This is a genomic window from Emticicia sp. W12TSBA100-4, assembly GCF_040253585.1.
In the GTDB taxonomy this organism is placed as follows: domain Bacteria; phylum Bacteroidota; class Bacteroidia; order Cytophagales; family Spirosomataceae; genus Emticicia.
The window spans coordinates 73,172-97,083 of the sequence record NZ_JBELAU010000009.1 but is presented as its reverse complement, the minus strand read 5'-3'; the positions used below and the strand labels follow the sequence as shown (position 1 = coordinate 97,083).

At 37.8% G+C, this 23,912-nt stretch carries 18 protein-coding genes; 10 read left to right on the top strand and 8 right to left on the bottom strand.

All coding sequences use genetic code 11. From position 1 onward, the window contains the following. The first annotated feature begins 59 nt into the window (after positions 1–59). The 4 genes from ABR854_RS14300 (at position 60) to ABR854_RS14285 (ending at position 3,005) form a co-directional block, all read left to right on the top strand. Entirely contained in the window at positions 60–860 is an 801-nt protein-coding gene (locus ABR854_RS14300; RefSeq protein WP_350266094.1) for a penicillin-binding transpeptidase domain-containing protein, read from the top strand. Positions 861–1,050: 190 nt separating this feature from the next. Next, a complete protein-coding gene (locus tag ABR854_RS14295) occupies positions 1,051–2,286 on the top strand; it encodes an exo-beta-N-acetylmuramidase NamZ family protein (RefSeq protein WP_350266093.1) in 1,236 nt (411 codons plus the stop codon). A gap of 106 nt (positions 2,287–2,392) precedes the next feature. After that, entirely contained in the window at positions 2,393–2,599 is a 207-nt protein-coding gene (locus ABR854_RS14290; protein ID WP_350266092.1) for a hypothetical protein, read from the top strand. A 1-nt stretch (position 2,600) separates the two neighbouring features. Then, positions 2,601–3,005 (top strand): PIN domain-containing protein, encoded by a 405-nt coding sequence (locus ABR854_RS14285; protein WP_350266091.1) that lies wholly within the window; start codon positions 2,601–2,603, stop codon positions 3,003–3,005. Between the two features lie 173 nt (positions 3,006–3,178). Here ABR854_RS14285 and ABR854_RS14280 read toward each other — a convergent pair whose 3' ends face one another. The 4 genes from ABR854_RS14280 to ABR854_RS14265 form a co-directional block, all read right to left on the bottom strand. Next, on the bottom strand, positions 3,179–4,378 hold the full coding sequence (locus ABR854_RS14280; RefSeq protein WP_350266090.1) for a molybdopterin molybdotransferase MoeA: 1,200 nt from the start codon (positions 4,376–4,378) through the stop codon (positions 3,179–3,181). Positions 4,379–4,546: 168 nt separating this feature from the next. Continuing rightward, the gene (locus ABR854_RS14275) at positions 4,547–5,284 is read right to left on the bottom strand and encodes a hypothetical protein (RefSeq protein ID WP_350266089.1); all 738 of its coding nucleotides are present in this window, start codon (positions 5,282–5,284) and stop codon (positions 4,547–4,549) included. Between the two features lie 58 nt (positions 5,285–5,342). Further along, complete coding sequence (locus ABR854_RS14270; RefSeq protein WP_350266088.1) at positions 5,343–6,476, bottom strand: XdhC family protein; 1,134 nt, start codon at positions 6,474–6,476, stop codon at positions 5,343–5,345. 17 nt (positions 6,477–6,493) lie between these two features. Next, positions 6,494–7,639 (bottom strand): cysteine desulfurase family protein, encoded by a 1,146-nt coding sequence (locus ABR854_RS14265; RefSeq protein ID WP_350266087.1) that lies wholly within the window; start codon positions 7,637–7,639, stop codon positions 6,494–6,496. Positions 7,640–7,944: 305 nt separating this feature from the next. Between ABR854_RS14265 and ABR854_RS14260 the strand changes: the two genes are divergently transcribed. Further along, positions 7,945–10,500, top strand: coding sequence for a phosphoenolpyruvate carboxylase (locus tag ABR854_RS14260; protein WP_350266086.1), 2,556 nt, complete (start codon positions 7,945–7,947; stop codon positions 10,498–10,500). A 100-nt stretch (positions 10,501–10,600) separates the two neighbouring features. Here the strand turns inward: ABR854_RS14260 and ABR854_RS14255 are convergent, their stop codons facing one another. Together ABR854_RS14255 and ABR854_RS14250 are read right to left on the bottom strand one after the other, a co-directional pair. Then, the gene (locus ABR854_RS14255; RefSeq protein ID WP_350266085.1) at positions 10,601–12,508 is read right to left on the bottom strand and encodes a 3-coathanger stack domain-containing protein; all 1,908 of its coding nucleotides are present in this window, start codon (positions 12,506–12,508) and stop codon (positions 10,601–10,603) included. Between the two features lie 87 nt (positions 12,509–12,595). Next, the gene (locus ABR854_RS14250; RefSeq protein ID WP_350266084.1) at positions 12,596–13,786 is read right to left on the bottom strand and encodes an anhydro-N-acetylmuramic acid kinase; all 1,191 of its coding nucleotides are present in this window, start codon (positions 13,784–13,786) and stop codon (positions 12,596–12,598) included. A gap of 176 nt (positions 13,787–13,962) precedes the next feature. Here ABR854_RS14250 and ABR854_RS14245 point away from each other — a divergent pair, with 176 nt between their 5' ends. The 4 genes from ABR854_RS14245 to ABR854_RS14230 all read left to right on the top strand — a co-directional run bounded on the left by ABR854_RS14245 (position 13,963) and on the right by ABR854_RS14230 (position 20,435). Continuing rightward, positions 13,963–14,676 (top strand): GDSL-type esterase/lipase family protein, encoded by a 714-nt coding sequence (locus ABR854_RS14245; protein ID WP_350266083.1) that lies wholly within the window; start codon positions 13,963–13,965, stop codon positions 14,674–14,676. A gap of 238 nt (positions 14,677–14,914) precedes the next feature. After that, entirely contained in the window at positions 14,915–16,207 is a 1,293-nt protein-coding gene (locus ABR854_RS14240; protein ID WP_350266082.1) for an acetylxylan esterase, read from the top strand. After that, entirely contained in the window at positions 16,204–18,288 is a 2,085-nt protein-coding gene (locus ABR854_RS14235; protein ID WP_350266081.1) for a ComEC/Rec2 family competence protein, read from the top strand. The genes ABR854_RS14240 and ABR854_RS14235 overlap by 4 nt, the downstream gene beginning before the upstream one ends. A gap of 53 nt (positions 18,289–18,341) precedes the next feature. Then, positions 18,342–20,435 carry a TonB-dependent receptor gene (locus ABR854_RS14230; RefSeq protein WP_350266080.1) on the top strand — a complete coding sequence of 698 codons (2,094 nt, stop codon included), beginning with the start codon at positions 18,342–18,344 and terminating at the stop codon, positions 20,433–20,435. A 79-nt stretch (positions 20,436–20,514) separates the two neighbouring features. On the opposite strand, the gene ABR854_RS14225 is transcribed toward ABR854_RS14230, so the two are convergent. Further along, the gene (locus ABR854_RS14225; protein WP_350266079.1) at positions 20,515–21,708 is read right to left on the bottom strand and encodes a lactonase family protein; all 1,194 of its coding nucleotides are present in this window, start codon (positions 21,706–21,708) and stop codon (positions 20,515–20,517) included. 181 nt (positions 21,709–21,889) lie between these two features. Between ABR854_RS14225 and ABR854_RS14220 the strand changes: the two genes are divergently transcribed. Further along, positions 21,890–22,468 carry a GNAT family N-acetyltransferase gene (locus tag ABR854_RS14220; RefSeq protein WP_350266078.1) on the top strand — a complete coding sequence of 193 codons (579 nt, stop codon included), beginning with the start codon at positions 21,890–21,892 and terminating at the stop codon, positions 22,466–22,468. A 50-nt stretch (positions 22,469–22,518) separates the two neighbouring features. Here the strand turns inward: ABR854_RS14220 and ABR854_RS14215 are convergent, their stop codons facing one another. Then, positions 22,519–23,721 (bottom strand): pyridoxal phosphate-dependent aminotransferase, encoded by a 1,203-nt coding sequence (locus ABR854_RS14215; RefSeq protein ID WP_350266077.1) that lies wholly within the window; start codon positions 23,719–23,721, stop codon positions 22,519–22,521. Positions 23,722–23,912: the final 191 nt, after the last annotated feature.

Below are 23,912 nucleotides of genomic sequence, written 5' to 3'. Positions count from 1 at the left end.
CCTCCAATTTGGACGTTCCCTCGGGTAAAATTTGACCATTAAAAAAATACTTATTTGAAATGAAACTTTGCTATTTGGTTTTATTGATTGGTTTATTTAGTGGTTCTAAGGTTTCGGGGCAAACTGATTTACAGCGAGCTTTTCGAGAATGTGGCATCAAAGGAAGCACCACAATCTATGATTACAAAAATCAGAAGTGGATTTATTCAGACTCTATGGATGCTCAAAAGTTGAGTTTACCTGCTTCGACCTTCAAAATCATAAATTTATTGATTGCCTTAGAAACAAAAGTAATCAGAGACGAAAACGAGGTTGTGAAGTGGGTCGGCAAAACCGATACAACGCTTTATGGCTACCGACCAGAGATTTATAAAGATATGACCGTGCGGGAAGCATTTGAAGTATCAGCTGGCTGGGTGTTTATCGAATTGGCCAAGAAAATAGGTCGAAAGAATTATACAAAGTATCTGAAAGCCTGCCATTATGGCAATGTAGATTTATCGGAGAAAGGTGCTGATTTTTGGAATTTTGGACATTTTGGAATTTCTCCACAAAATCAAGTTACATTCATGAAGGCTGTTTATGAAGAAAAACTGCCTTTTTCTAAGAGAAATTACGAGATTTTGAAAAAAGTAATGGTTGTAGAGAAAACTAAAGATTATACAATCAGAGCTAAAACTGGTTGGACTCGTGACGGTGGCATTGATTCGGGTTGGTGGGTTGGATATGTGGAAAGTCGAGAAAATACTTATTTCTTTGCCACTCGAATTTCAAAAAAACGTTTAGAACCGAATCCAAATTTTGGTCAATGCCGAAAAACAATCACCAAAACGATTTTGAAACAAATCAAAGCAATTTGAGTTAGTTACTGGTTAATTTGTTGCTGGTTTACGTTGATTGCATTAAACGCTTAATGGGTTGGTGAAATGTGCCGTTAGGCACTAAATATTGGTAGAAATAAAAATGTCACATCGATTTAGCGTGCCGTAGGTACGCAACTGACAGGCTTCTAAAATTCAAGAAAATAAACATTAACAATCTATAAACTTTATGAAAAGTCCTCTTTTTAATCTTTTTATTGCCTTCGGAATTGTGGTATTGTTTGCCTGTACAAAAAAACAAGTAGCCAATAAATATACCGTTTCTACGAATCAGAAAACTCAAATCATCACTGGAGCTGACCAAATTTCAGAATATTTGCCCCTGCTAAAAGGCAAAAGAGTAGCGATGTTGGTCAACCAAACTTCAATTATCGGCAAAAAAGCCAGTGTTGATAGTTTATTAAGCTTGGGTGTAAACATTGTGAAAGTCTTTGGCCCAGAACACGGTTTTCGTGGAAATGCCAGTGCAGGGGCAAAAGTAAACAACGAAGTTGACCAGAAAACAGGTATTCCGATAATTTCACTTTACGGAAAAATCAAACGTCCGTCCAAAGAACATCTGGCTGATGTTGATGTAATGATTTTTGATATTCAAGATGTTGGAGCGAGATTCTACACCTACATCAATACGCTTTCTCATGTGATGGAATCTTGTGCCGAAAATGGCAAAGAATTAATCATTCTCGACCGACCGAATCCAAATGGTTATTTAGTTGATGGGCCAATTTTAGAAAAACAGAATTATTCGGGCATTGGTATGTTTCCGATTCCGATTGCTCATGGCCTTACGATGGGCGAATTTGCCCAAATGATTAACGGTGAAGGTTGGCTTCCAAATAACCTAAAATGCAAGATAAAAATTATCAAAATTGCCAATTATAACCACGATATGTCTTATGAATTGCCAGTTTTTCCATCTCCAAACCTTAATTCTCAGCAGTCTATTTTGCTTTATCCAAGCACTTGTTTGTTTGAAGGTACAATTTTGAGTCAAGGTCGTGGCACTTACATTCCGTTTACGGTTTTGGGAGCTCCAGCCCTAAAAGGAAAATACGATTTTAGCTTCAAGCCCGTAAGTATTCAAGGCATGAGCGAAACGCCACTTCACCAAAATGAAGATTGTTATGGACTTGATTTAAGAAAATATGACACGAATATTCTCAGAAAAAGCCGACAAATCAACCTTTCATGGATGATGGAACTTTACAAGGCGTATCCGATGAAAGATAAGTTTTTCGACAGAACCCAAAGCAAACAAATGGGCGACATTAATAAATTGGCAGGAACAGAAAAATTCAAACAACAAATCATTGACGGCGTTTCGGAAGCTGAAATCCGCAAAAGTTGGGAACCAGCTTTGAGTGATTTTAAGGTTTTGAGAAAGAAGTATTTGATTTATCCGTAAAAAAGCATTTGTGCCACACCTAAAACTGTGGCACAAATAACAAATATTTTCAGATAGTTAAAGTTCATTAAATTTTACTAAAACGTATATTTGTAAAAAACTCTATATGGTAACATCAAGAACCAATAAACAAAAAAAGCCAGTTATTCCGTTGTTGAAGAAGGGCAAACTTAATATATATTCTCCCGAGCAAATCAAAGCTGCGGGAGGAATGGATAGCTTTTTGGATATCGTAGCTAATAAAGAACCTATTTCTATGCCTGATTTCGGATTTACTGAAAGTCAGTGGAAGGAGATGGAAAAATATTTATGAGATGATACTTGATACAAATATCATAATCAAACATATCCGAAAAAGAATCGAAATAAACCCAAGAGGGGTAGTGCCAATTGTTGTCGTTGGGGAATTACAAGCATTTGCCTTGAAAGCAGATTGGGGTTATCAAAAAATTCTTTTATTGGAATCTATTCTTCAAAAATTACCAATCGCAGATATTCAAGCTGAAATAATTCCCTATTACGCACAAATTGATGCTTACAGCCAAAATGCTCTAAAATCGACACCTTTGCCATTAAAAACACCTCGAAATATGGGTAAAAACGATATTTGGATTGCCGCAACAGCCCTTTATTACGATTTTGAACTATGGACAAACGATAATGATTACGACCATCTGATTCCATTAGGTTTAAAACTAATTAAGGATGAGGTTGAATAGCTTTAACGATACACAAACACCTTTTCCCTTTTCAAACAAAATATTTGGCATCGACCAATGCCCTCAGAGTCCCCTACGTGCCTTCAGGAGACAGGTTTTGAGAAAGAAGTATTTGATTTATCCGTAATCTTGTAAGTTAATTTGTGGCACACTTCAAAGTGTGCCACAAATTTTTATCTATACACAAAAACCTTAAAAATCTCTCCCTTTTTAAACAAACTTCTTTCCAACGGCAATTCGAGAAAAGCATCAGCTTCTACTAAGTTTGCCAAATCGCCTGAGCCGTGGCCTTCTACAGGCGTTGCCAAAATTTTACCAGTCAATGTATAAGAAAGCTTTGCTTGCAAGAAAAACGTTAGTTCGGGTTTGAACGTAAAATCTTCTGATAACTCGGCCATTAATTGCTGATTTTCAAGGTCTTGCGAAGCATCAAGCCACTTTTTGAAATAGCGATTGAGGCACATAAATGTAGAAACTGGATTGCCTGGTAAAGCAAAAACTACTTTTCCATTAGCCGATTTTCCAAACCAAAAGGGTTTTCCTGGGCGTTGCGAAACTTTATGAAAAAGTTTTTTAACTCCTTGATTTTCAAGTGCGTGTGGCACAAAATCAAATTTCCCTGCCGAAACTCCACCGCTTAAAATCAGCACATCGAACGTTTCCATAAATGCTGCAATTTTTGCCTCAATGATTGCTTGGTCATCGGGTAAAAGCACATTCTCAGTTTCAAGTCCCCAATTTTTGAGCGAAGCTTGTAAGGCAAATCCATTGGAAGTGCGTATCTGATGCGGCAATGGCGTTTCGGTAATCGGTACGATTTCTTCACCCGTTGAAATCACTACCGCACGGAGTTTTCGTTGTACTAAAATTTCGTATTTTCCAATCGTAGCCGCCACACCGATTTCGGCAGGAGAAAGTTTTCGACCTTTCGGCACAATTACATCACCCGTTTTACGGTCAGAACCTTGTGGGTGAATGTTTTGCCTTGCTTTGATTTCGTTTATGTCAATCGTAATTCGGGCCGTTTTATCTTTTATTTCAATATCTTCATATCGAATGACAGCATCAGTTCCGAGCGGAATCATTGCCCCAGTCATTACTTCAATACAATTTTCGGGGTTTTGTAAGGTTTTTTCGTGGCTTCCTGCCGCCGCAGTTGCTTCAATCAAAAAACTGGTTTGTCCTTTTGAAAGTTGCTCGTGTCGAATGGCTATGCCATCCATCGTAACTCTATTGAAGGGCGGAAAATCACGGTCAGCACATAAATCTTCGGCTAAAATTCGGCCTAAAGCATCATTAATGGATACTTTTTCGGTGGGAATTGTAAGGATATTTTCTAAAATGAGTTGTTCGGCTTGTTCGACAGTTATCATTATTTTATCTAAAATTTTAGGCAATTTACGAAGTATTTAGCACTAATTTTCTTCAAAATCACCTCTTTCTAATTGCCGACAAAGAACTATTGGTTAAAATTACGCAAAACACAATTCTTAATAAATATCATGACTACTTGAAAGCGTAAGCAAAGAGGCTCAGTACAATTAAAGAAATGACAAAGTAGCTTTTTTCTGACGTAAAATACCGTCAACTAATAGTAGAAGTCCAACAGAAAAAAGTACTTTACCGTATGTAAAAAGGTGCTCAGGAGGCCCATTAAAGATAAAAAGGGAAGTGTAAACATAAATATCGACCACAACTAAAAATATTGTTCCACAGACAATTTCATACCAAGCTCGCTTAAAAGGTGAAAGTGTCAAAAAGCTAAAAAATACAATTAAAGAAGCAATGACCATGAAGGCTATGACAATAAAAAAGCCCAATGGTCTGCTTGGAAGATAATATTGAAAGATTTTGATTGCCGAAAAACTAAAGGAAGTAATTGTCAGTAGGAAAGAACCAATAGCAGTCATCCAAACATTTTTTGAAATTTTATCAAAAGAGGATTTACTACCTAAAAATATGCTTCCGAGTATGCAATAAGAAATAATATTATTGCTGACAATAACCACAAATTGATTATCTTGATGAATAATGTAATGATAAATTTCAGGAATAATACAACTAATAAGAAATAATATTAAAAGACAAATCACTTTCCTTTTTTCTTTGTTGAGAGGAAAAATCAAGTAGCCTAACAAAAAAATAGTTGGTGCTTGATTAAGGGTTTTTGCCAGTAAAACTTCGTCCCATTTCAGATAAGTGGCTAAAGGAAGAAATTGAAAGAAAGGGCCCGTAATAAGTACTAATATCAAATAAAATGTAACAAAATTAGCGGTCATAGGTCAGTTTTAGCAAAAATATTCGACAAAAGTATGACCATTAGCCCTAAGAACAAAATTAATTCTCATAAATAGGTTTCGTCCTAAATTTTAGTCGATTTCCATCTCTTCCTGAGAAAAATGCACGAATTTCGGCACAAACCGAAAGGGCGATTTCTTCAGGCGTTGCTGCACCAATATCTAAGCCAACAGGGCTGTAAATTCGTTCTTTTTGTTCGGCTGTTAGAGAAATGCCTTCTTCTGTCATTCTATCGTACATTTTTATCGTACGTTTTTTTGGTCCTAAAAGACCAATGTATTTGATGTCGGTTTTCAGTAACATTTGCAGGTTTCGGTAGTCAGTTTCGTAATCATGACACATTGAAATAGCTGCGGTGAATTTATCAATTTCTGGTTGGTAGTCTTTTGGAACAACAGCATCAGCCATTTCTGAGAGCGAAGAGTGCATCTTGGTAGGATTACAAATACAAATCACTCGCCAGCCCAGCTCTTTTGCTACTCGCACCATCGGATAAACATCATAGTTACTACCAAAAACATACAGTTGTATGGCAGGCGGAATCACTTCCAGAAAAAGCGTTAGCTTCGTACCATTTTCTAAAATATATTCTTTTGAAACTGATTTCGTGGCGTTTAATGCTTCTTTTATTTCTATTTTTATATTTTCTTTCAAAGCATTTATTGGAAAAATTTCGTCGAAATGAGCATCGTTGTCAAACCTAAAAACTTCGCCCAAAGCAATGTCTGAATGTACTTTATTGATGCTTGTCACGGTAACAACTAAATTAGGCGTTCGTTGATCAATGCAACTTTGGAGTTGTCGGACAGCATTATTTGGATTTTGTGGGTCAAGTGGCGTAATCAATACATCAATGATGCCGTTGCAGCCAAGGCCAACGCCAATTTGGTAAGGGTCGTCGTCGGTAGTATCATAAGTAATTAAGGTTGCCTTGTTTTGCGACATCGCCAAACGTGCCTTTTTCAACGCATCACCTTCTAAGCATCCACCACTTATTCCTCCAATCCATTCGCCCGATTCTAAGACCAACATTCTTGCACCTGTACGACGATATGATGAACCTTCAACTCTCACAACTGTTGCCAAAGCGGCCTTAGTTTTACTAAAATCTATATTCAGATAGGCTTCCGTAATTTGCTTGATTTCTTTCATGTATATTCTGTAAAAAGGCATTTTTTAATTGTCAATTTTCAATGAGCAATTATCATTTTTTCTACGACGTTCACTACGTGTTCGATGGCTAAATCAATATCACTTTCTTGAGTCATTCTTCCCAAACTAAACCTAACTGAACTATAAGCCGATTCATCATCAAGACCCATTGCTTTCAGCACATAACTTGGTTCGGTTGAGGCGGAATTACAGGCCGAACCATTAGAAACCGCAATTTCGTTGAGATTCATCAATAGCTGCTCGCCATCAATTTTTCCAAAGCTTATATTTGTTGTATTTGGTAATCTATTTTGTCGATTTCCATTCAATTTAACCGTTGAAATTTGCTTTAAAATTCCTTCTTCGAGCCTGTTTCTCAATTCAGAAAGTCTTTTTATTTCTGCATCTATTTCTTCTTGGCAAATCTGTGCTGCTTCGCCCAAACCTACAATTCCTACAACATTGAGTGTACCCGAACGCATTCCTCGTTCGTGTTTACCTCCATCTTGTTGGGCTATAATATTGAGTTTTTTTCTGATGTATAAAGCTCCAACACCCTTTGGCCCATAAAGTTTATGCCCCGAAAAATTAAGCAAATCAATTTCATCTTCCAGTACATTTATTGGGATTTTTCCTACTGCTTGCGTAGCATCGGAATGAAATAAAACGTTATGTCGATGTGCAATTTCCGCAATCTGCTTGATTGGGTAAATTACACCAGTTTCGTTATTGGCCGCCATGACCGAAATTAGAATTGTTTCTTTTTTGATGGCTTTTTCGAGACTTTCTAACGATATATTTCCTTCTCTATCAACATCTAAGTAAGTTGTTTCTGCCCCCAGTTTTCCTAAATGCTGACAAGTGTCCAGAACTGCTTTATGTTCGGTTTTTACAGTTACAATATGATTTCCTTTATGACGCAATGCTTCAAAAACACCTTTGATTGCTAAGTTAACGGCTTCGGTTGCTCCGCTCGTAATAACTATTTCTTTCGACGTACAACCCAATAAATCGGCAATTTGCTGACGAGCAGTATCAACTGCTTCGGCAGCTTTCCAGCCAAAGGCGTGAGAGCGACTGGCTGCGTTTCCGAAGTGATCGGTCAGATATGGCATCATTGCCTCCAACACTCGTTTATCGAGTGGAGTAGTGGCGTTGTAATCCATATATATTGGGTACTTCATTTATTCTTTTTTCTAAATATGTGCAAAGTAAAAACAAAGATTGGATAGATGAATTGATAATCTTGTAAATGTATCATCAAAACTTATTACTTACTAAACAACGTTGCGTATAAAAAGATTAGTCATTAATACTCTTTTTCTTCATGGCTAATTACTTTCGTTTATGCCTATACTTAAATTTTTGTTTTATGTTTTGAAAAATTTTAATTTTTCCAAGAAAATCCAAACTTTATTCGGTTAAAGTGCCATAATGCAGTATGTTTTTGCGTATTTTGCTTGTCAAAACCTTAAATACTTGCAAAATAATGCCAAAAAATTCTATCGAATCGGTTTTTACACAAGAGGTTCATAATAAATACCTTGTATTTAACACGCTTTTTTCGAGATTGCCTTACGATAAAATGGCTAAGATTGGTCAGTTAATGCCTTTTCTGCACGATTTATCCGAAGTTGGTTTTGAACAAGGAAAAGACCCCAAAACAATCATTGATTCTTTCTTTAGTCAATACACAACGATTAAAGACGAAAAAGAGAAAATTGATTTGTTGTTTCGCTTCATTACTTACATTGAGCGTCAGGTTGTTTTGTTTGATAGTATCGAAGATTCTGCTTTTGAAAAACTTACGCCACTCAATGGAAAGGGCACTTTGCTAAGTACGCTTGATTTGGCGGTTCAGCAAAATAAGCTTGAAGATGTAAAGCAAAAACTCAAGAACTTTAAGGTTCGTGTAGTATTTACGGCACACCCAACTCAATTTTACCCAAATAGCGTTTTGCGTATCATTCAAGATTTGGAGGAGCTTATCCCGAAAAATGACATCAATGGCATTGATGCCTTGCTCCAACAACTCGGAAAAACGCCATTTATCAACGACCAGAAACCTACACCTCTCGAAGAGGCTCAAAGTATTATATTCTACCTTCGCCACGTTTATTATCAAGTAATTGGTGAAATTCATGAAAAAATCAATACTTATCTTCAAAACGAAGTACAAGATTTTAGTCCAGTTCTTGAGCTTGGCTTTTGGCCAGGTGGCGACCGTGACGGAAATCCGTTCGTAACTGCCGAAATCTCGAAGAAAGTTTCGCAAGAATTACGCACAAGCATCTTGAAATGTTATTATAATGATTTCAAAATCGTTTGTCGTCGTCTGACTCTCAAAGGTATCATGCCATTATTGACTAAAATCAGTAATCGTATTTATACCAACATGAACGGTCTGAAAAATGACTTAACACTTGATGAATTATTGACATCATTGTATGAAGTTCGTGAATTACTTATCACAAAGCACAATTCGATTTTCTTAGACCTTTTTGATAGATTTATCCAGCAAGTAAAACTTTTCGGACTACATTTTGCCAGCTTGGATATTCGCCAAGATAGTAGTATTCACGAAAAAGTAATGGAGGAAATCAACCAAAAATATGCGATTTCACCGAAGCCATATTCTGAATGGACACATGCTGAAAGACTACATTTCTTGACTGAAAGAGAGCTTTTAATCAATGAAGATGACTTTGAAGAAGCCCTCACAAAAGACACATTCAAGACCGTAAGAGCAATTCAAGAAATACAAGCATTGAATGGCGAAAGAGCTTGCCATCGTTATATTATCAGTAATTCGACTTCGATATTTTCGGTGTTGGAGGTATTAGCATTGTTCCGATTCTGTGGTTACAAAGAGCAAGAAGTGAATGTTGATGTGATGCCACTCTTTGAAACTATCGAAGGACTTGATGCTGCACAAGCTACGATGTCGGCACTTTATCAATTGCCATATTATAAAAATCATTTAGCTCTTCGCAAAAATCAGCAAACAATTATGCTTGGTTTTTCGGATGGAACGAAAGATGGCGGTTATGTGAAGGCAAACTGGGAGATTTATCAAGCAAAGGAAAAACTTTCAAGAGTATCGAAGAAAAATCAAATAGAAGTAATGTTTTTTGATGGTCGTGGAGGTCCTCCTGCTCGTGGAGGTGGAAAAACGCATCAGTTTTATGCTTCGCAAGGCCCAACGATTGCTAATAACGAAATTCAGATTACGATTCAAGGGCAAACTATTACTTCAATGTACGGCTCAAGAGCTCAAGCGATGTATAATTTTGAACAATTGATTTCGGCAGGAATTATCAACGATGTTTTCCAAGATGATAGGTCAATTATTGATAAAAAAGAACGCAATTTGATTGATGAATTGGGCGAAGAAGGCGTAAGAAAGTATTTTGAATTGAAAGAACACCCATTGTTTGTATCATATCTCGAAAATAAGAGTCCGCTTAAATATTATGGTTTGACTAATATTGGAAGCCGTCCAAGTAAGCGTAGTTCGGGTAAAAAATTGATGCTCTCAGATTTAAGAGCGATTCCGTTTGTAGGTTCGTGGAGTCAATTAAAACAGAATGTGCCAGGATATTTTGGTTTTGGTTCAGCTTTGCAAAAAGTTATCGAAGAAGGTCGTTTGGAAGATTTGAAATCGCTTTACCAAAGTTCGCTTTACTTCAAGACTTTGATGGAAAATAGCATGATGGCATTAACAAAAACCTATTTCCCACTCACAAACTATATGAAAAATGACCCAGAATATGGCGATTTTTGGAAAATTCTCTACGAAGAGTATTTTTTGACTGTAAAAAATATGCTTTTGGTTTCGGGACAAAAAGTTTTGATGGAATCGGAAGAGCTTGGTAAGTTATCAATCAATTATCGTGAACATATTGTGTTGCCTTTGCTCACAATTCAGCAATATGCTTTACAGAAAATCGAAGAAACAACCGACGAAAAAACTCGTTTAGTTTACGAAAAAATGGTAACTCGTTCGTTGTTTGGAAATATTAATGCCAGCAGAAATTCAGCGTAAGGTTCTTATATAGTTAGTAAAAAAGGAGTTTTTCATGCGAAAAACTCCTTTTTTATTGCCGTACTCTGTGGACTTATCGTCTATCGACTGTGGACTTTTATCAATCACACCCCAAAATAAAAGCCTTAAAAACTGCACCTGATTTTGCTTCAAAACCTGGTAGAAGCTCTACTTTAGTTTTGGCATTATAATCAATTTTGCCACTTAACTGAATAATCTGGTTACTCTGAATTGATTGTTTACTTTCATAAGCCGATTCGGCTGTATTTACTGAGCCATTCAAAGATAAACTACTCGGAAAACAAGAAGAAACAATTACAGACTGTGGCGAAGAAGCAGAACTTATGCAATGTAAAGTTTTGCATTGAACTGTATATGCTGCCGTTGCAGTAGGTGCAAAAGTAAGCGGATTTACACTCGCTCCCGTTGACCAAATATAACTTCCATTGCAGTTTGCCCCAGTTAGCGTCAGATTTTCGTTTGGTCTTATCTGGGTAGCCGAAGTTGTGAAAGATGGATTTGTAGCCAATGCAAAACTTGTCAAATCAATAACTGGACTGAAAAGAACTTTTTTTGATACTTTTCTTACATTAGCTGCTATTCTTGCGGCCGAAACATTAATAGTAGCAACACTATCCAAAGTTCTCCAATTAAGATTTTCGTAACCAGCAGGCGGAATATTTGTATATTGACAACAACCACTATAATTAAATCCAACGGACTCTTGAACAGTATTTTGTCTATTCGACCACGCATATTTGCTATAACCAGCAGGTACATTCAACGAAATCGGTGCAGAAGGGTTCGCAGAATTACAGGTCAATGAGATTGCCAGCAGGGGGGAAGCCATCATTGGAGTTGAAGTAGTAAAAAAAGTATTATCAAGGCTGGCGTTCCAAGCATTGGCAAACTCAATTTGTCCTGCATAAGTATCAAAGTGAATGCCATCTGTTCTATTCTCCGAACCATGAATATTATCAGTGTTGGGCCCAGCAAAAACATTAGGCACAGGTGGGAGATTGGGGTCATTATTGAAGCCAGAAATAAGGGTATTTTGGCCAAGTATTGGACCATCATGCGGGTTAGGGTTTCTCGAAACTCTTGCCACAACCCATGCCAAACTATTATGTTCAGCATTTTCGCGGGTTTTATTGATTACGTTTTTGACATTCTCATAATATGGTACCAAAAAAGTTTCGGGATCACTCTCTCCTTGATGCCAAAGTATACCACGTAGCCCTGTCAGACTCCCATAATAAGCCACACTGTTTTCTAAAGCACGATATGGAGCTCCCAAATCTTGGCGTTTCCAACTTTCTCCGTTATAAGGTAACCCTTGAGCCGATTTACTCCAGTTTTCGCTTGAAGTGCCACCGTGAGCTGCTCCATAAAATAAAATCGGAACATCTAATTTACTCGCCAGCAAGTCTCCCAATTTTCCCCATGCCCAAGGCACATAATGAAAAGGTCCTATTTTTCCCGAATCACCAACCATTTTTGAGAATCCAATCGGTAATCTGTTATAGTCAGTCAGATTGTCGCTATAGTTAATTGAATTCACACGGTCGTCAGTAGCAGGCGTGCTTACGCCTGCTCCTCCTTGTGCGTTCGACTGTCCAGCAATTGCAAAAACTTCACCCACACCTACTTTTTGAATAGTCTTGGTATCAATCAGGGCATTGTTTTTATAGGCTCTTACTTCTAAACTATACCAACCACCTATTGCGGTGAGTGTGCCATAAAAATAACCGTTATTTGGATTTGTTTGTATTGTAGTCCATGCCGTAGTTGTACCCCCTTGCTGTGCAACAACTCTTGCATCAATTCTATCAATTGCCGAATAATAAGTGCCAGCAATATTAATTTGAGCTTGATTTGAATTATTTCTTTGAAATATCATTCGCTCAACTGGGTGTGAAATGGCAATTTGAGAGAAGGCTTTAGATGAAAAAATACACAGCATACTTAAAAAGAAGGCGTGTCTTTTGGTTATCAGTTTTGGTAACATTATTGTAAAGTTTTACTCAGGCTATTTCTAATCCAACGAAATAGGCTGATGTTTCGCTTATGAAAGATTATACAAATGTGGCAAAAATCAATTAGGAAACGAAACTTTTCCCATACTAACACTCGGAACACCTTTCCGTGAACCAAAATCTGTTTGTCCGCCCGCAATGGCTTCATTGGCAAGAGTTGCGAACAAAACCGCTTCTTTAGCATCGCCAGAAATACCTAAATCATCGGTTTTCTGGAAATCGAAATTTGGCAAAACTTCTTGTAAATTACTCATAATTAAAGGATTATGCACACCTCCGCCGCTTCCGTAAACTTTGTAAGAATCTGATTTAAATTGTAAAATTGCCTCTGCAATAGTTTCGGCTGAAAAACGGCATAACGTAGCCAAAATGTCTTCGTGTGAAAGCTCAAGTGTTTGGCTTTTTTCTTGGGCATTTGTCAAATATTTGAGATTGAATAATTCAGGGCCTGTTGTTTTCGGAAACGGCATCTCAAAAAACTCGTTATTTTTTAGTTCATTCAATAATACTTGATTAACCGTACCTTTACTTGCAATCTTTGCATCTTCATCATAAGGTATGCCAAAATGTTTTTTCACATACGCATCAATCAATGTATTTCCAGTACCTGTATCGGTCGCAAAAACTTCGTTTGCATCCAAATTTCCTGCTAAATACGTAAAATTGGCAATCCCTCCCATATTTAACAAAATACGATTTTCACTTCGTTTTGAGAAAATCAAGTAATCTCCATAAGCTGCCAGTGGAGCTCCTTCACCTCCTGCTGCACAATGTTTTTGACGAAAGTCTGATAAAGTAATAATTCCTGTTTTTACAGCAATATGGTCACCATCACCAATTTGTAATGTAGCATTCGGGAATTTTTCGAGTCCATGAAGAATTTTTGGAGCGTGAAAAACCGTTTGCCCGTGACTGGCGATTAAGTCCACATCATCGGCTGAAATATTCCATTTTTTCAAACAATCATTAATGATTTCGGCGTGAAGATTCCCAATCCAAGGGTTTAGCACGCAGAGTTGTTGAAACTCTATGGTTGATTTAGCAAAAATCTTTCTGATTTCGTCCTTAATTTCTTCATCATAACTCACCGTTTCAAAGGCCACAATGCTTACTTCGGTATCTCCGCCACTGCCTCGAAATTTGCATAATGCCACATCAAGCCCATCCATCGAAGTGCCTGACATTAAGCCAATTATCGATCTTTCTTCTTTTTGAGCAATCTTATAAAGTTTGTCGATGTTTTGATTCATTATGTCTATATTTTGAATACAAAGCTAAATCATTTTAGACACGATTAAAAAAGATTATTAGTTTTACAAGATTTGATTTCTTGCGATTTGAACGATAATAAATTAGAAAACCAATAGTGTTTTCTGTATTTTTGATAATCTATTTTTCTATAATAAATTCAACCCTAACAAAACTCATGATAAAAAAGACTTTATTTCTTCCTATTTTCTTGTGTTTACTTACAATCGCTTGCCAACGGACCTTAACACATACACCCATTGCACCGCCTGATGAAGTTGATTATAAAATCGACCGACTCGAAAGTGAAATTGTGAATTATGAGAAAAAAGATGCCGAAATTGGCTTAGAAAAATTGCAAGGACAAACTATTTTCTACGGAAGTTCGAGTATCAGACTTTGGAAAACTCTGAAAGAAGATTTTGCTCCGCTTTCGGTCATTAATCATGGTTTTGGGGCGGCTACCTTTCCCGAAATGACTTATTATGCCGAACGAATGCTCGTGCCGTATAAGCCCAAAACGATTGTTTTGTACTGTGAAAATGATTTATTCATAGGAAAACCACAAAGAACTTTTGAGCAAGTATTCGATAATTTTGCCGAATTGGCTACTTTAATTCAAAATAAACTTCCGAAAACGAAAGTTTACTATATTTCGATGAAACCTTCAATTTCAAGAAAAACCGATTGGCCGAAAGTTGCAAAAGCCGATGCCATGATTGAAGATTATATCAAAAAGCATAAAAACTTTACGTACATTGATATTCGCCCAGCGATGTATCGCCCGAATGGCAGTATTAATGGTGATTATTTCGTGAGTGATAGCCTGCACATGAAACCCGCTGGATATGATGCGTGGACAAAAATTATTAAACCTTATTTGATAAAATAGTTTTCGTGAGTTTAATTTCTCCTCCTTTTTCAAGGAGGAGTCCCCGAAAAAAGCACATTTTCATGTGTTTTTTCGGGGGAGGTGGTAAACATTGATAGATTAAAGACCTAAAAAACTTCTTCTATGCTGAAAACCACCCCGTCCGACTTCGTCAGGACACCCCTCCTTGAAAAGGAGGGGAAATTAAGAAAACTTACACTTTTTACAAAAACATTCAACCCTAAAACCTTTATAATCAATGAAAAAACTCTTCTACATTCTCTCTTTTCTGCTCGTTAGCAGTTTGGCTTTTGCCCAACCAGCTACGCAAATGATAAAAGTTATGGTTGCACCTGACCATGAAGATTGGACGTATAAAATCGGTGAAAAAGTAACTTTCTCAGTAACGGTTCTCAAATGGGGAAATCCTTTGAAAAATACAAAAATCACTTATCAGATTGGCCCAGAAAAGTTTGAAACAAAGAAAGATAGTGCTACTCTGAAAGATGGAATGATAAAGCTCGATGGTGGGACAATGACAACTTCGGGCTTTTTGCGTTGTACGGTCATTGCCAAAGTTGATGGAAAAGAATACCGAAATCTGGCAACTGCTGCTTTTGAACCCGAAAAAATTCAACCAGCACTAGAAATGCCGAGCGATTTTATGGATTTTTGGAATAAAGCAAAAGCAAATCTCGCAAAAGTGCCGATGGATGCAAAAATGACTTTGCTTCCCGAACGATGCACCGAAACTGTGAATGTTTATCACCTAAACCTTCAAAATTATAAAGAAGGTGGCACAACTCGCTTATATGGCATTTTGTGTGTACCGAAAAAAGAAGGAAAATATCCAGCTTTGTTGCGTGTGCCAGGTGCGGGCGTGCGTCCGTATGCAGGTGATGTTAGAACTGCCGAAAAAGGAGTAATAACTTTAGAAATTGGCATTCACGGAATTCCCGTAACGATGGATTTGGGCGTTTATACCGATTTGGGAGTAGCCGCACTCAGCGGTTATTGGGCTTATAATTTAGATAATCGTGACCAATATTATTATAAAAAAGTATTTATGGGTTGTGTGCGTGCCAATGATTTTTTGGTAAGTTTACCACAATTTGATGGCACAAATTTGGCCGTTGTGGGCGGAAGTCAAGGTGGAGCTTTGTCAATTATTACGGCTGCTCTTGATTCTCGTGTAAAATGGGCAGCTCCGACTTACCCAGCTATGTCCGACATGGTTGGTTATCTGAAAGGTCGTGCGGGCGGTTGGCCACATATTTTTGATAAAAATAATCCGCACCATAATACTGAAGCCAAAATTAAGACTGCTGCGTATTATGATGTGGTAAATTTTGCCAAAAACCTTAAAGTGCCGTGTATTTATTCGATGGGATTCAATGATGAAACTTGTCCACCGACTTCGATGTGGGCTGCGTATAATTCGATTTCTTCACCAAAAGAATTAAAATTATATCAAGAAACAGGTCATTGGACTTTTCCCGAAGAAAACGAAGTTATACAAAATTGGTTACTCGATAAATTAATCAAGAAATGAAATTCACCGCTTTTCCAGTAGTCAGATACTTGCTGTTTTTTATTTTGGGGATAACTGTTTTCCTGCTCACGCAGGCTGGCGGCGTTCCGTCTGACGGTGGTTTACCGTTTTCTCCAACAATTATCTATTACTTGATTGGCGGTTTATTGATTGTTTTCATCGCTTCAATTTTTACGCAAAAACCTATTCTGCGTGGAACAACACTCATGTTTATTATTTTCTTGGCTGGTTGGTTGCTCACTTATCAGAAAACCGCTATCAATCAGCCAAGTCATTATACTAATTTGCCACAGTTTACTCATTATCAAGCTGTTATTATTTCAAATGCCGAAACCAAACCCAAAACCTACAAAGTTGAAGCAGAAATAAATGCCATAAAAGTGGATGGTAAATGGCAAAATTCTACTGGTAAAACACTCCTTTATTTCAACCGACAAGAGTCAGAGAAACCGCAATATGGCGATGTTTTTTTGATAAAAGATATGCCCCGTGAGGTAGAAGCCCCGAAAAACCCAGAAGAATTTGATTACCGTAGGTTTATGCAATACCGAGGGATTTATGCCCACCATTTTTTGTGGGGACAGGAATACATCAAAATGGGCCACGAAGCACCATCTAAAATTTTGGAGTTTTCGTACAAAGCCAATCAATATGCCGATAGCGTTTTTAAGGCTCGAATTCAAACGCCCAACGAATATGGTGTTGCGAGTGCGATGGTTGTTGGTTTGCGTGATGATATTGACAATGAACTGCTCGATGCCTATTCTGCTTCGGGGGCGATTCATGTGCTTTCGGTGTCGGGAATGCACGTTGGAATCTTGTTTTTGTTTCTCGGCTGGATGTTGGGTTGGATAAAAAAGCGTGGAAAATACGGCAAACAAATCTTTGCTTTGGTCGTGATTCTGCTTTTGTGGGGATATGCTGTTTTTACTGGGCTTTCTTCAACGGTCTTGCGGGCAACGGTGATGTTTTCGTTTATTCAAATCGGAACGGCCATCGACCGCCGACAAAATATCTATAATACACTCGCTATTTCGGCACTTTTGCTACTTTGTTGGAATCCCTATTGGCTGGTTGATGTAGGTTTTCAGTTATCGTATTTGGCCATTATTGGCATTGTTTTCTTGTATCCTTATCTCAATCAACTCGCAACGCCCAACAATCTGATTATCAGAAGTTTGTGGGAAGGTACTTGTGTTTGTTTCTCCGCACAGTTGTTTACTTTTCCGTTGAGTGTTTATTATTTTCATCAATTCCCGACGTTTTTCCTCATTGCCAATCCATTTGTAGCGTTTTTCTCGTTTGCGGTTTTGCCTGCGGGTTTACTTCTATTGCTGGTTGCCCCCATTCCTTTTTTATCGGATATTGTTACGTTTATCTTGAAATACTCACTCGTTTGGCTCAATAAAAGCATTTTTTTCGTAGAAAAACTTCCCTTTGGTACGCTGAAAGGTTTTTCGATGTCAATTCCCGAAATGCTGTTTTTGTATGCAGCAATCCTGCTAATAATTCTCTTTTTTCTACGCTCTGAAATCAAATATCTGCGAGTTAGTTTATTGATTATGAGTATTTTAGTTTGTCTGAATATTACGAAGGATTATTTTCAAAGTAATCAAAAAGCATTGACTTTTCATTTTATTCCTAAAAAGTCGGGTATAAGCATCCTTGATGGAAAATCCGCCACGTTCATTGCCGATACGGCTCTGTTAAGTAGCAAGAAAATCTATGATTTTCATCTTAAAAACTATTATGATAAACACGGAGTTGTGAATAAAAATCTTTTAGCGTTAAATCAGTACGCCAACAAACAAGGCATAACTTTTCTGGATTTTGAGGGAAAACGAATCTTGTGGTTACAACAAAAATTCAACGGAAATTTGCAAGGAAATGCCGATTATGTGTTGCTTTCAAACAATGCCATTAGGAAATTAGAGCCAGCATTCAGTAAATTCCAAACGGGCTTAATCATTGTCGATGATTCTAATAAACGATACGTAGTAGAAAATCTCAAACACCAAGCCGATAGCCTACACCTCAATCTTATTTCTTTGTACGATACAGGTGCTTTTTCGATTGAATAAAAGGTCTGTACCTCTGGTCTGACCGATTTTAACATATGTTTAATTCTCAAATAATGCTTAAAACTTACCTTTCTAATACGCTGTTTATTGCTTTTATCGCTCTAAATTGTTTTGCCCAAGAAGCTGATTCAACCAAACAACTCAACGAAGTTGTAGTGCGAGGTTTTGAAACCGAACGCAAGTTGAGCGAAACCGCTGCATCGGTTAATGTGCTTACTATCAAAGATATACAACGTTTTGAAAACACTTCGCTCGTGCCAGTTTTCAATACTTTGCCAGGCGTACGCATGGAAGAACGCTCGCCTGGGAGTTATCGTTTGGCCATTCGTGGAAGTTCGCTGCGTTCGCCTTTTGGAGTTCGGAATGTAAAAGTTTATTGGAATGATATTTCGCTGACCGATGGCAATGGAAATACTTTTCTGAACTCACTCGATATGAATACAATCGGCAATGTCGAAGTAATCAAAGGCCCCGCAGGAAGCATTTATGGTGCAGGAACGGGCGGCGTTGTGCTACTCGAAGGAGCAAAAGCCGATGGAAATAACATCCGAAAAGGTCACACAAATTATATAAATACTGGCGTGGCTTATGGCAGTTATGGCTTGCAAAATAGAAATTTTTCGTGGAATGTGGCTTCCGAAAAAGTCAATTCGGTGCTGAGTTATGCCCATGCCCAAACCGACGGCTATCGACAAAATAGTGCGGCCGTGCGTGATGTGCTAAGTTGGCGTTCGAGTTATTTCGTTTCGCCCAGTAAAATCTTAAATATCAGTACTTTATATTCGGATATTAAGTACCAAACCCCAGGCGGACTCACGCAAGCACAGTTTGAAAAAGACCCAAGTCAGGCACGTTTGGCTACGGCAACTTTGCCAAGTTCGATTCAGCAAAAGGCAGGAATTTATCAGAAATTATTCAACATTGGGGTTTCGCAAGAATACCGTTTGGATGCTCATTGGACAAACGTAACGAGTATTTACGGAACTGTTTCCGAACTACGAAATCCATTTATTACGAATTATGAAATCCGTAACGAACAAACTTTTGGAGGAAGAAGTCGAATGAATTATTCGTTTGATATCGGGAATTTGAAAAATCGCTTAACCGTGGGCGGTGAACTCCAAAAATCAGCTTGGGTGATTCGTAATTTTGGCAATAAAGCGGGCGTTATTGATACTTTACAGACCAACGATAACGTAGCGGCTTGGAATTATTTCTTGTTTGGTCAACTCGAAACCGACTTGCCGCAAAACTTTATCCTGACGATTGGCGGTAGTTATAATCGTTTCAAGTATGATTTTACTCGCTTGTCGGATGCTCCGAAAATTAAGCCAATTTCAGAATTATTGCCAGCGGCATTTTTGCCAAGAATTGCCCTTTTGAAAAAAATACAAGATAAAATCTCGGTTTTTGCGAGTGTGAGTAGTGGTTTTTCTCCGCCAACCGTTACCGAATACATCAGCGGTTATCAAAATAGTACGTTTGTGCCATCGCTCGCTCCCGAAAAAGGTATCAACTACGAAATCGGTACTCGTGGAAATCTGCTAAAAAAACGAATCAATTTTGATATCACGGCCTATTCATTTCGCCTAAAAAACACCATCGTTCGCCGCACCGACAATGCAGGGAGAGAAATCTTCACGAATGCAGGAAGCACACTCCAAAACGGACTTGAATTATTACTAAATAGTTTGATTATCAAGAATATAGACAAAGAATTTATTCAAGAATTGCGAGTTTTTACGAGTTATACGTTCAACGATTATAGCTTTAAAAACTACCTTCAACTCAAAACCGATTTATCGGGTAATGCACTTACAGGCGTGCCTCGTCAAGTGTGGGTTTCGGGCGTGGATGTACAAACAAAAAAGGGCTTTTACCTCAACTCAACCCTCAATTTCACCGACCGAATTCCGTTGACTGATGCTAATACGGTTTATGCCAATTCTTATAAATTACTGAATGCAAGAATTGGCTATCGTAAAAATTTTGAGCGAATTGGCTTGAATATTTACACCGCAGGAGATAATCTGCTCAATGAAGTATATAGTCTCGGCAATGACATCAATGCCGTAGGAAATCGTTTTTTCAACACCGCAGCTCCAAGAAATTGGCAATTTGGGGCGAGTTTGAGTTTGTTTTTGTAAGATTTGTAGCACAAGGTTGTTCGCAACTCCGATTCTAACTTGTTTTGCTGTGTAACAAGTTAGAAACCTGTCCTACAAATTACTCCACCTCCACCATTTTCAAACAAACAGGTACAGGTACTTCAATTTGCTTTCCTGTTGGCGATAATTTTCCTGTTTTGGCATCTCTTTTAAAAATTACAATATTATCTGTCTCTTGATTAGCTACCAAAACGAATTTTCCATTGGGTGTAATCATAAAGTTACGAGGTATTTTTCCTAAAACTGGTTCGTTGCCGATGTAGGTTAGTTTGCCAGTTTTTTGGTCAATGCTATACATAACTATTGTATCAGTAGTATTATTAGGAGCAAAAATTCCATTTTTATTGCCCGCATCCACAAAACGGTTTGAGCCATACAGAAACTTTCCGTCGGGCGAGATATGAATATCGGCACAAAAACTCTTGTTTTTATCTTTAAAATCTTTGGCAAGCGTCGTTATTGTCTGAATAGGCGATAATTTACCCGAAATATAATTGAAAGCCGTAACGGTACTACTTAATTCTTGAATCACATAAGCAAATTTACCGTTTGGATGAACCGTAAAATGGCGTGGCCCCGAGCCATCTGCTACTTTCGTAAAAGCAGGTTTTCCTTCCAAAAGTTTACCATTTTTAGCATCTAAACTATACGTCATAATTTTATCAATGCCCAAGTCTGGTACAAAAATATCTCGATTATTCGGGGCAATATTTACCGAATGAACGTGCGGTTTTTCTTGACGACCAGCATTTGGGCCTTTACCTTCGTGATTGATGGTTTGTGTAGCTTTTCCAAGCGAACCATCGGCCTCAACGGGCAAAATCGACAAATTTCCTCCCGAATAATTTCCGACTAAAACCCATTTTCCCGTTTTGTCGATGCTGATGTGGCAAGGGTCGGCTCCGCCCGATGATTGGGTATTGAGTTTAGTCAGATTTCCTAATTTTTTATCAAAACTATAGGCTGTTACCGAGCCATCGCTTGTTTCGGTGACAGCATAAACAAATTTTTGGTTGGGAGAAACTGTCAAAAATGATGGATTTTTGATGCCAGTAGCTTTACTAACAGCACTAAATTCGCCAGTAGCGGTATTGAATTTATAGACATAGATTCCCTCACTCGGATTTTTAGTGTTGGGGCGAGTATATGTGCCAATGATTAGATATTGCTCATCTTTCGACTGAGATTTGCTGATTTGTGGCAAAAATAATAAGCTACCAAAGAAGGTAACTAAAGCTTGTTTGAAGTTCATGAATAGAGGAATAAATGGCGTAGTTTGAAAATAATTTTTCCAAAGATATACTAAGATTATCTTGATTTCAAGATTAATTTGATGGACAACTTACGTTTAGAATCTATAAAATAAAAATTCAATCTCCGAAATCTTGTAAATCATTTCAATCGTGCCTTAATTGCGGCTTTCAAACTTTACTATGCAGGAATCAACGATAAAACCTATTATTACGACCGTCAAGAGCGACGATGATGTTAGAGGAATTTTAGCACTTCAACAAAAAAACCTCAAGAAAAACCTTACAACTGAGCAAATCCAAAGCCAAGGATTTGTAACGGTAGAGCATGAATATGCAGTGTTAAAGGCAATGAATGATGCTCAACCGAGCGTTATCGTAAAAGATGGCGATACAGTTGTGGCTTATTGTTTGGCGATGTTACCACAATTCAGAAACGATGTCCCAGAATTAAAAACCTTATTCGAGGCAATTGATGAAATAGATTACGAAAGTCAAAAACTGAGAGATTTTAATTATGTAGTAATGGGACAAGTTTGTGTAGGAGAAGGCTACCGCAGCATGGGCTTTTTTGATGGAATGTATCAGAAACTCCGAGAAGAATTATCCGCAAAATATGAAATGTGCGTAACTGATATTTCAACTAATAATACTCGCTCATTGAAAGCTCACGCACGAGTAGGGTTTATTCCTGTGAAAGATTTTGAAGATAAAAATCTAAATGAAGTTTGGCGAGTAGTTGTTTGGGATTGGAGGGTATAAAAAAGGACGGCATCACTCAAAGCGATGCCGTCCTTATATTTATAAAGTGCTTACTTCAAATTAGCCAAAGCCGCTTTTACTCTTGCAACTGCTTCAGTAAGTGCTTCGTCAGAAGCGGCAGTTGAAAGACGTAAACAGTTTGGAGCTCCGAATGAGCCTCCACCCACAAGTGCTACGTGGGCTGTCTCCAACAACCACATACACAATTGGTCAGCATCTTTGATAGTTACATTTCCGTCAGATTTTCCGAAATAATAACTTACATCTGGGAATGCGTAGAACGCTCCGTCAGGCATATTTACTTTGAAACCTGGAATATCTCTCAATAAACCAACCACTAAATTACGACGACGTAAGTAAGCTAATTTCATTGATTCTGCCGCCGAAGTATCGTCCCAAGCAACAACCGCTGCACGTTGAGCGATTGAGTTAGTTCCCGATGTTACTTGTCCTTGTAGTTTCTCTACAGCATCAGCAATCCATTTTGCTGCGGCAATGTAGCCCAGACGCCAGCCAGTCATAGCAAAACCTTTAGCAAAACCATTTACTGTAATTACACGGTCTTTCAATGATGGAATAGAACCCATGCTGAAGTGTCCTTCGTCAGTAAAGTTGATATATTCGTAGATTTCGTCAGCTAAAACGAAAATATTTTCATGCTTTTCGATAACCGCAGCCAATGCTCTCAATTCAGCTTCACTATAAATCGAACCAGTTGGATTATTTGGCGAAGCATACATTACGATTTTCGTACGGTCTGTGATGGCTGCTTCTAATTGCTCAGGTTTTACTTTGAAATCATTTTCAAATTTTCCCTCTACAATTACCGATTTTCCTTCGGCCAATTTTACCATTTCTGAATAACTTACCCAATATGGAGATAAAATAGCTACTTCATCACCTGGGTTAATCAAACAAGAAATAACATTTGCCAAAGAATGTTTTGCTCCCGTTGAAACCACAATATTCTCTGGTTTCCAATCTATATTATTCTCACGTTTAAGTTTGTCTGCAATAGCCTTTCGTAGTTCAGGAATACCTGCTACGGGCGTGTAGTGGTGAAAACCAGCGTCGATTGCTGCTTTTGCAGCATCGCAAATGTGTTTTGGGGTTTTGAAATCTGGCTCTCCAACTGAGAGGTTGATTACTTTGTGTCCCTGTGCCGCTAATTCACGTGACTTTTTCGACATACCAAGCGTGGCAGATTCTTCCAACGCATTGATTCTGTCAGCGACTAAATTTAATGCAGACATGATACTTTTTTGTAAAATTGATAATAAAATTGAAGAATTGAGTAAAACTGCTCAAATCGGGTGCAAAATTACTTCCTTTCAAATTGAAAAACCACATTTTTTACAATAAAGATTTTAGATAAAAGACACGAGACATGAGAAAAGTTTTGAATTTTTACCATTTTTCCTCTCAAATCTTTTGTCTCTTGTCT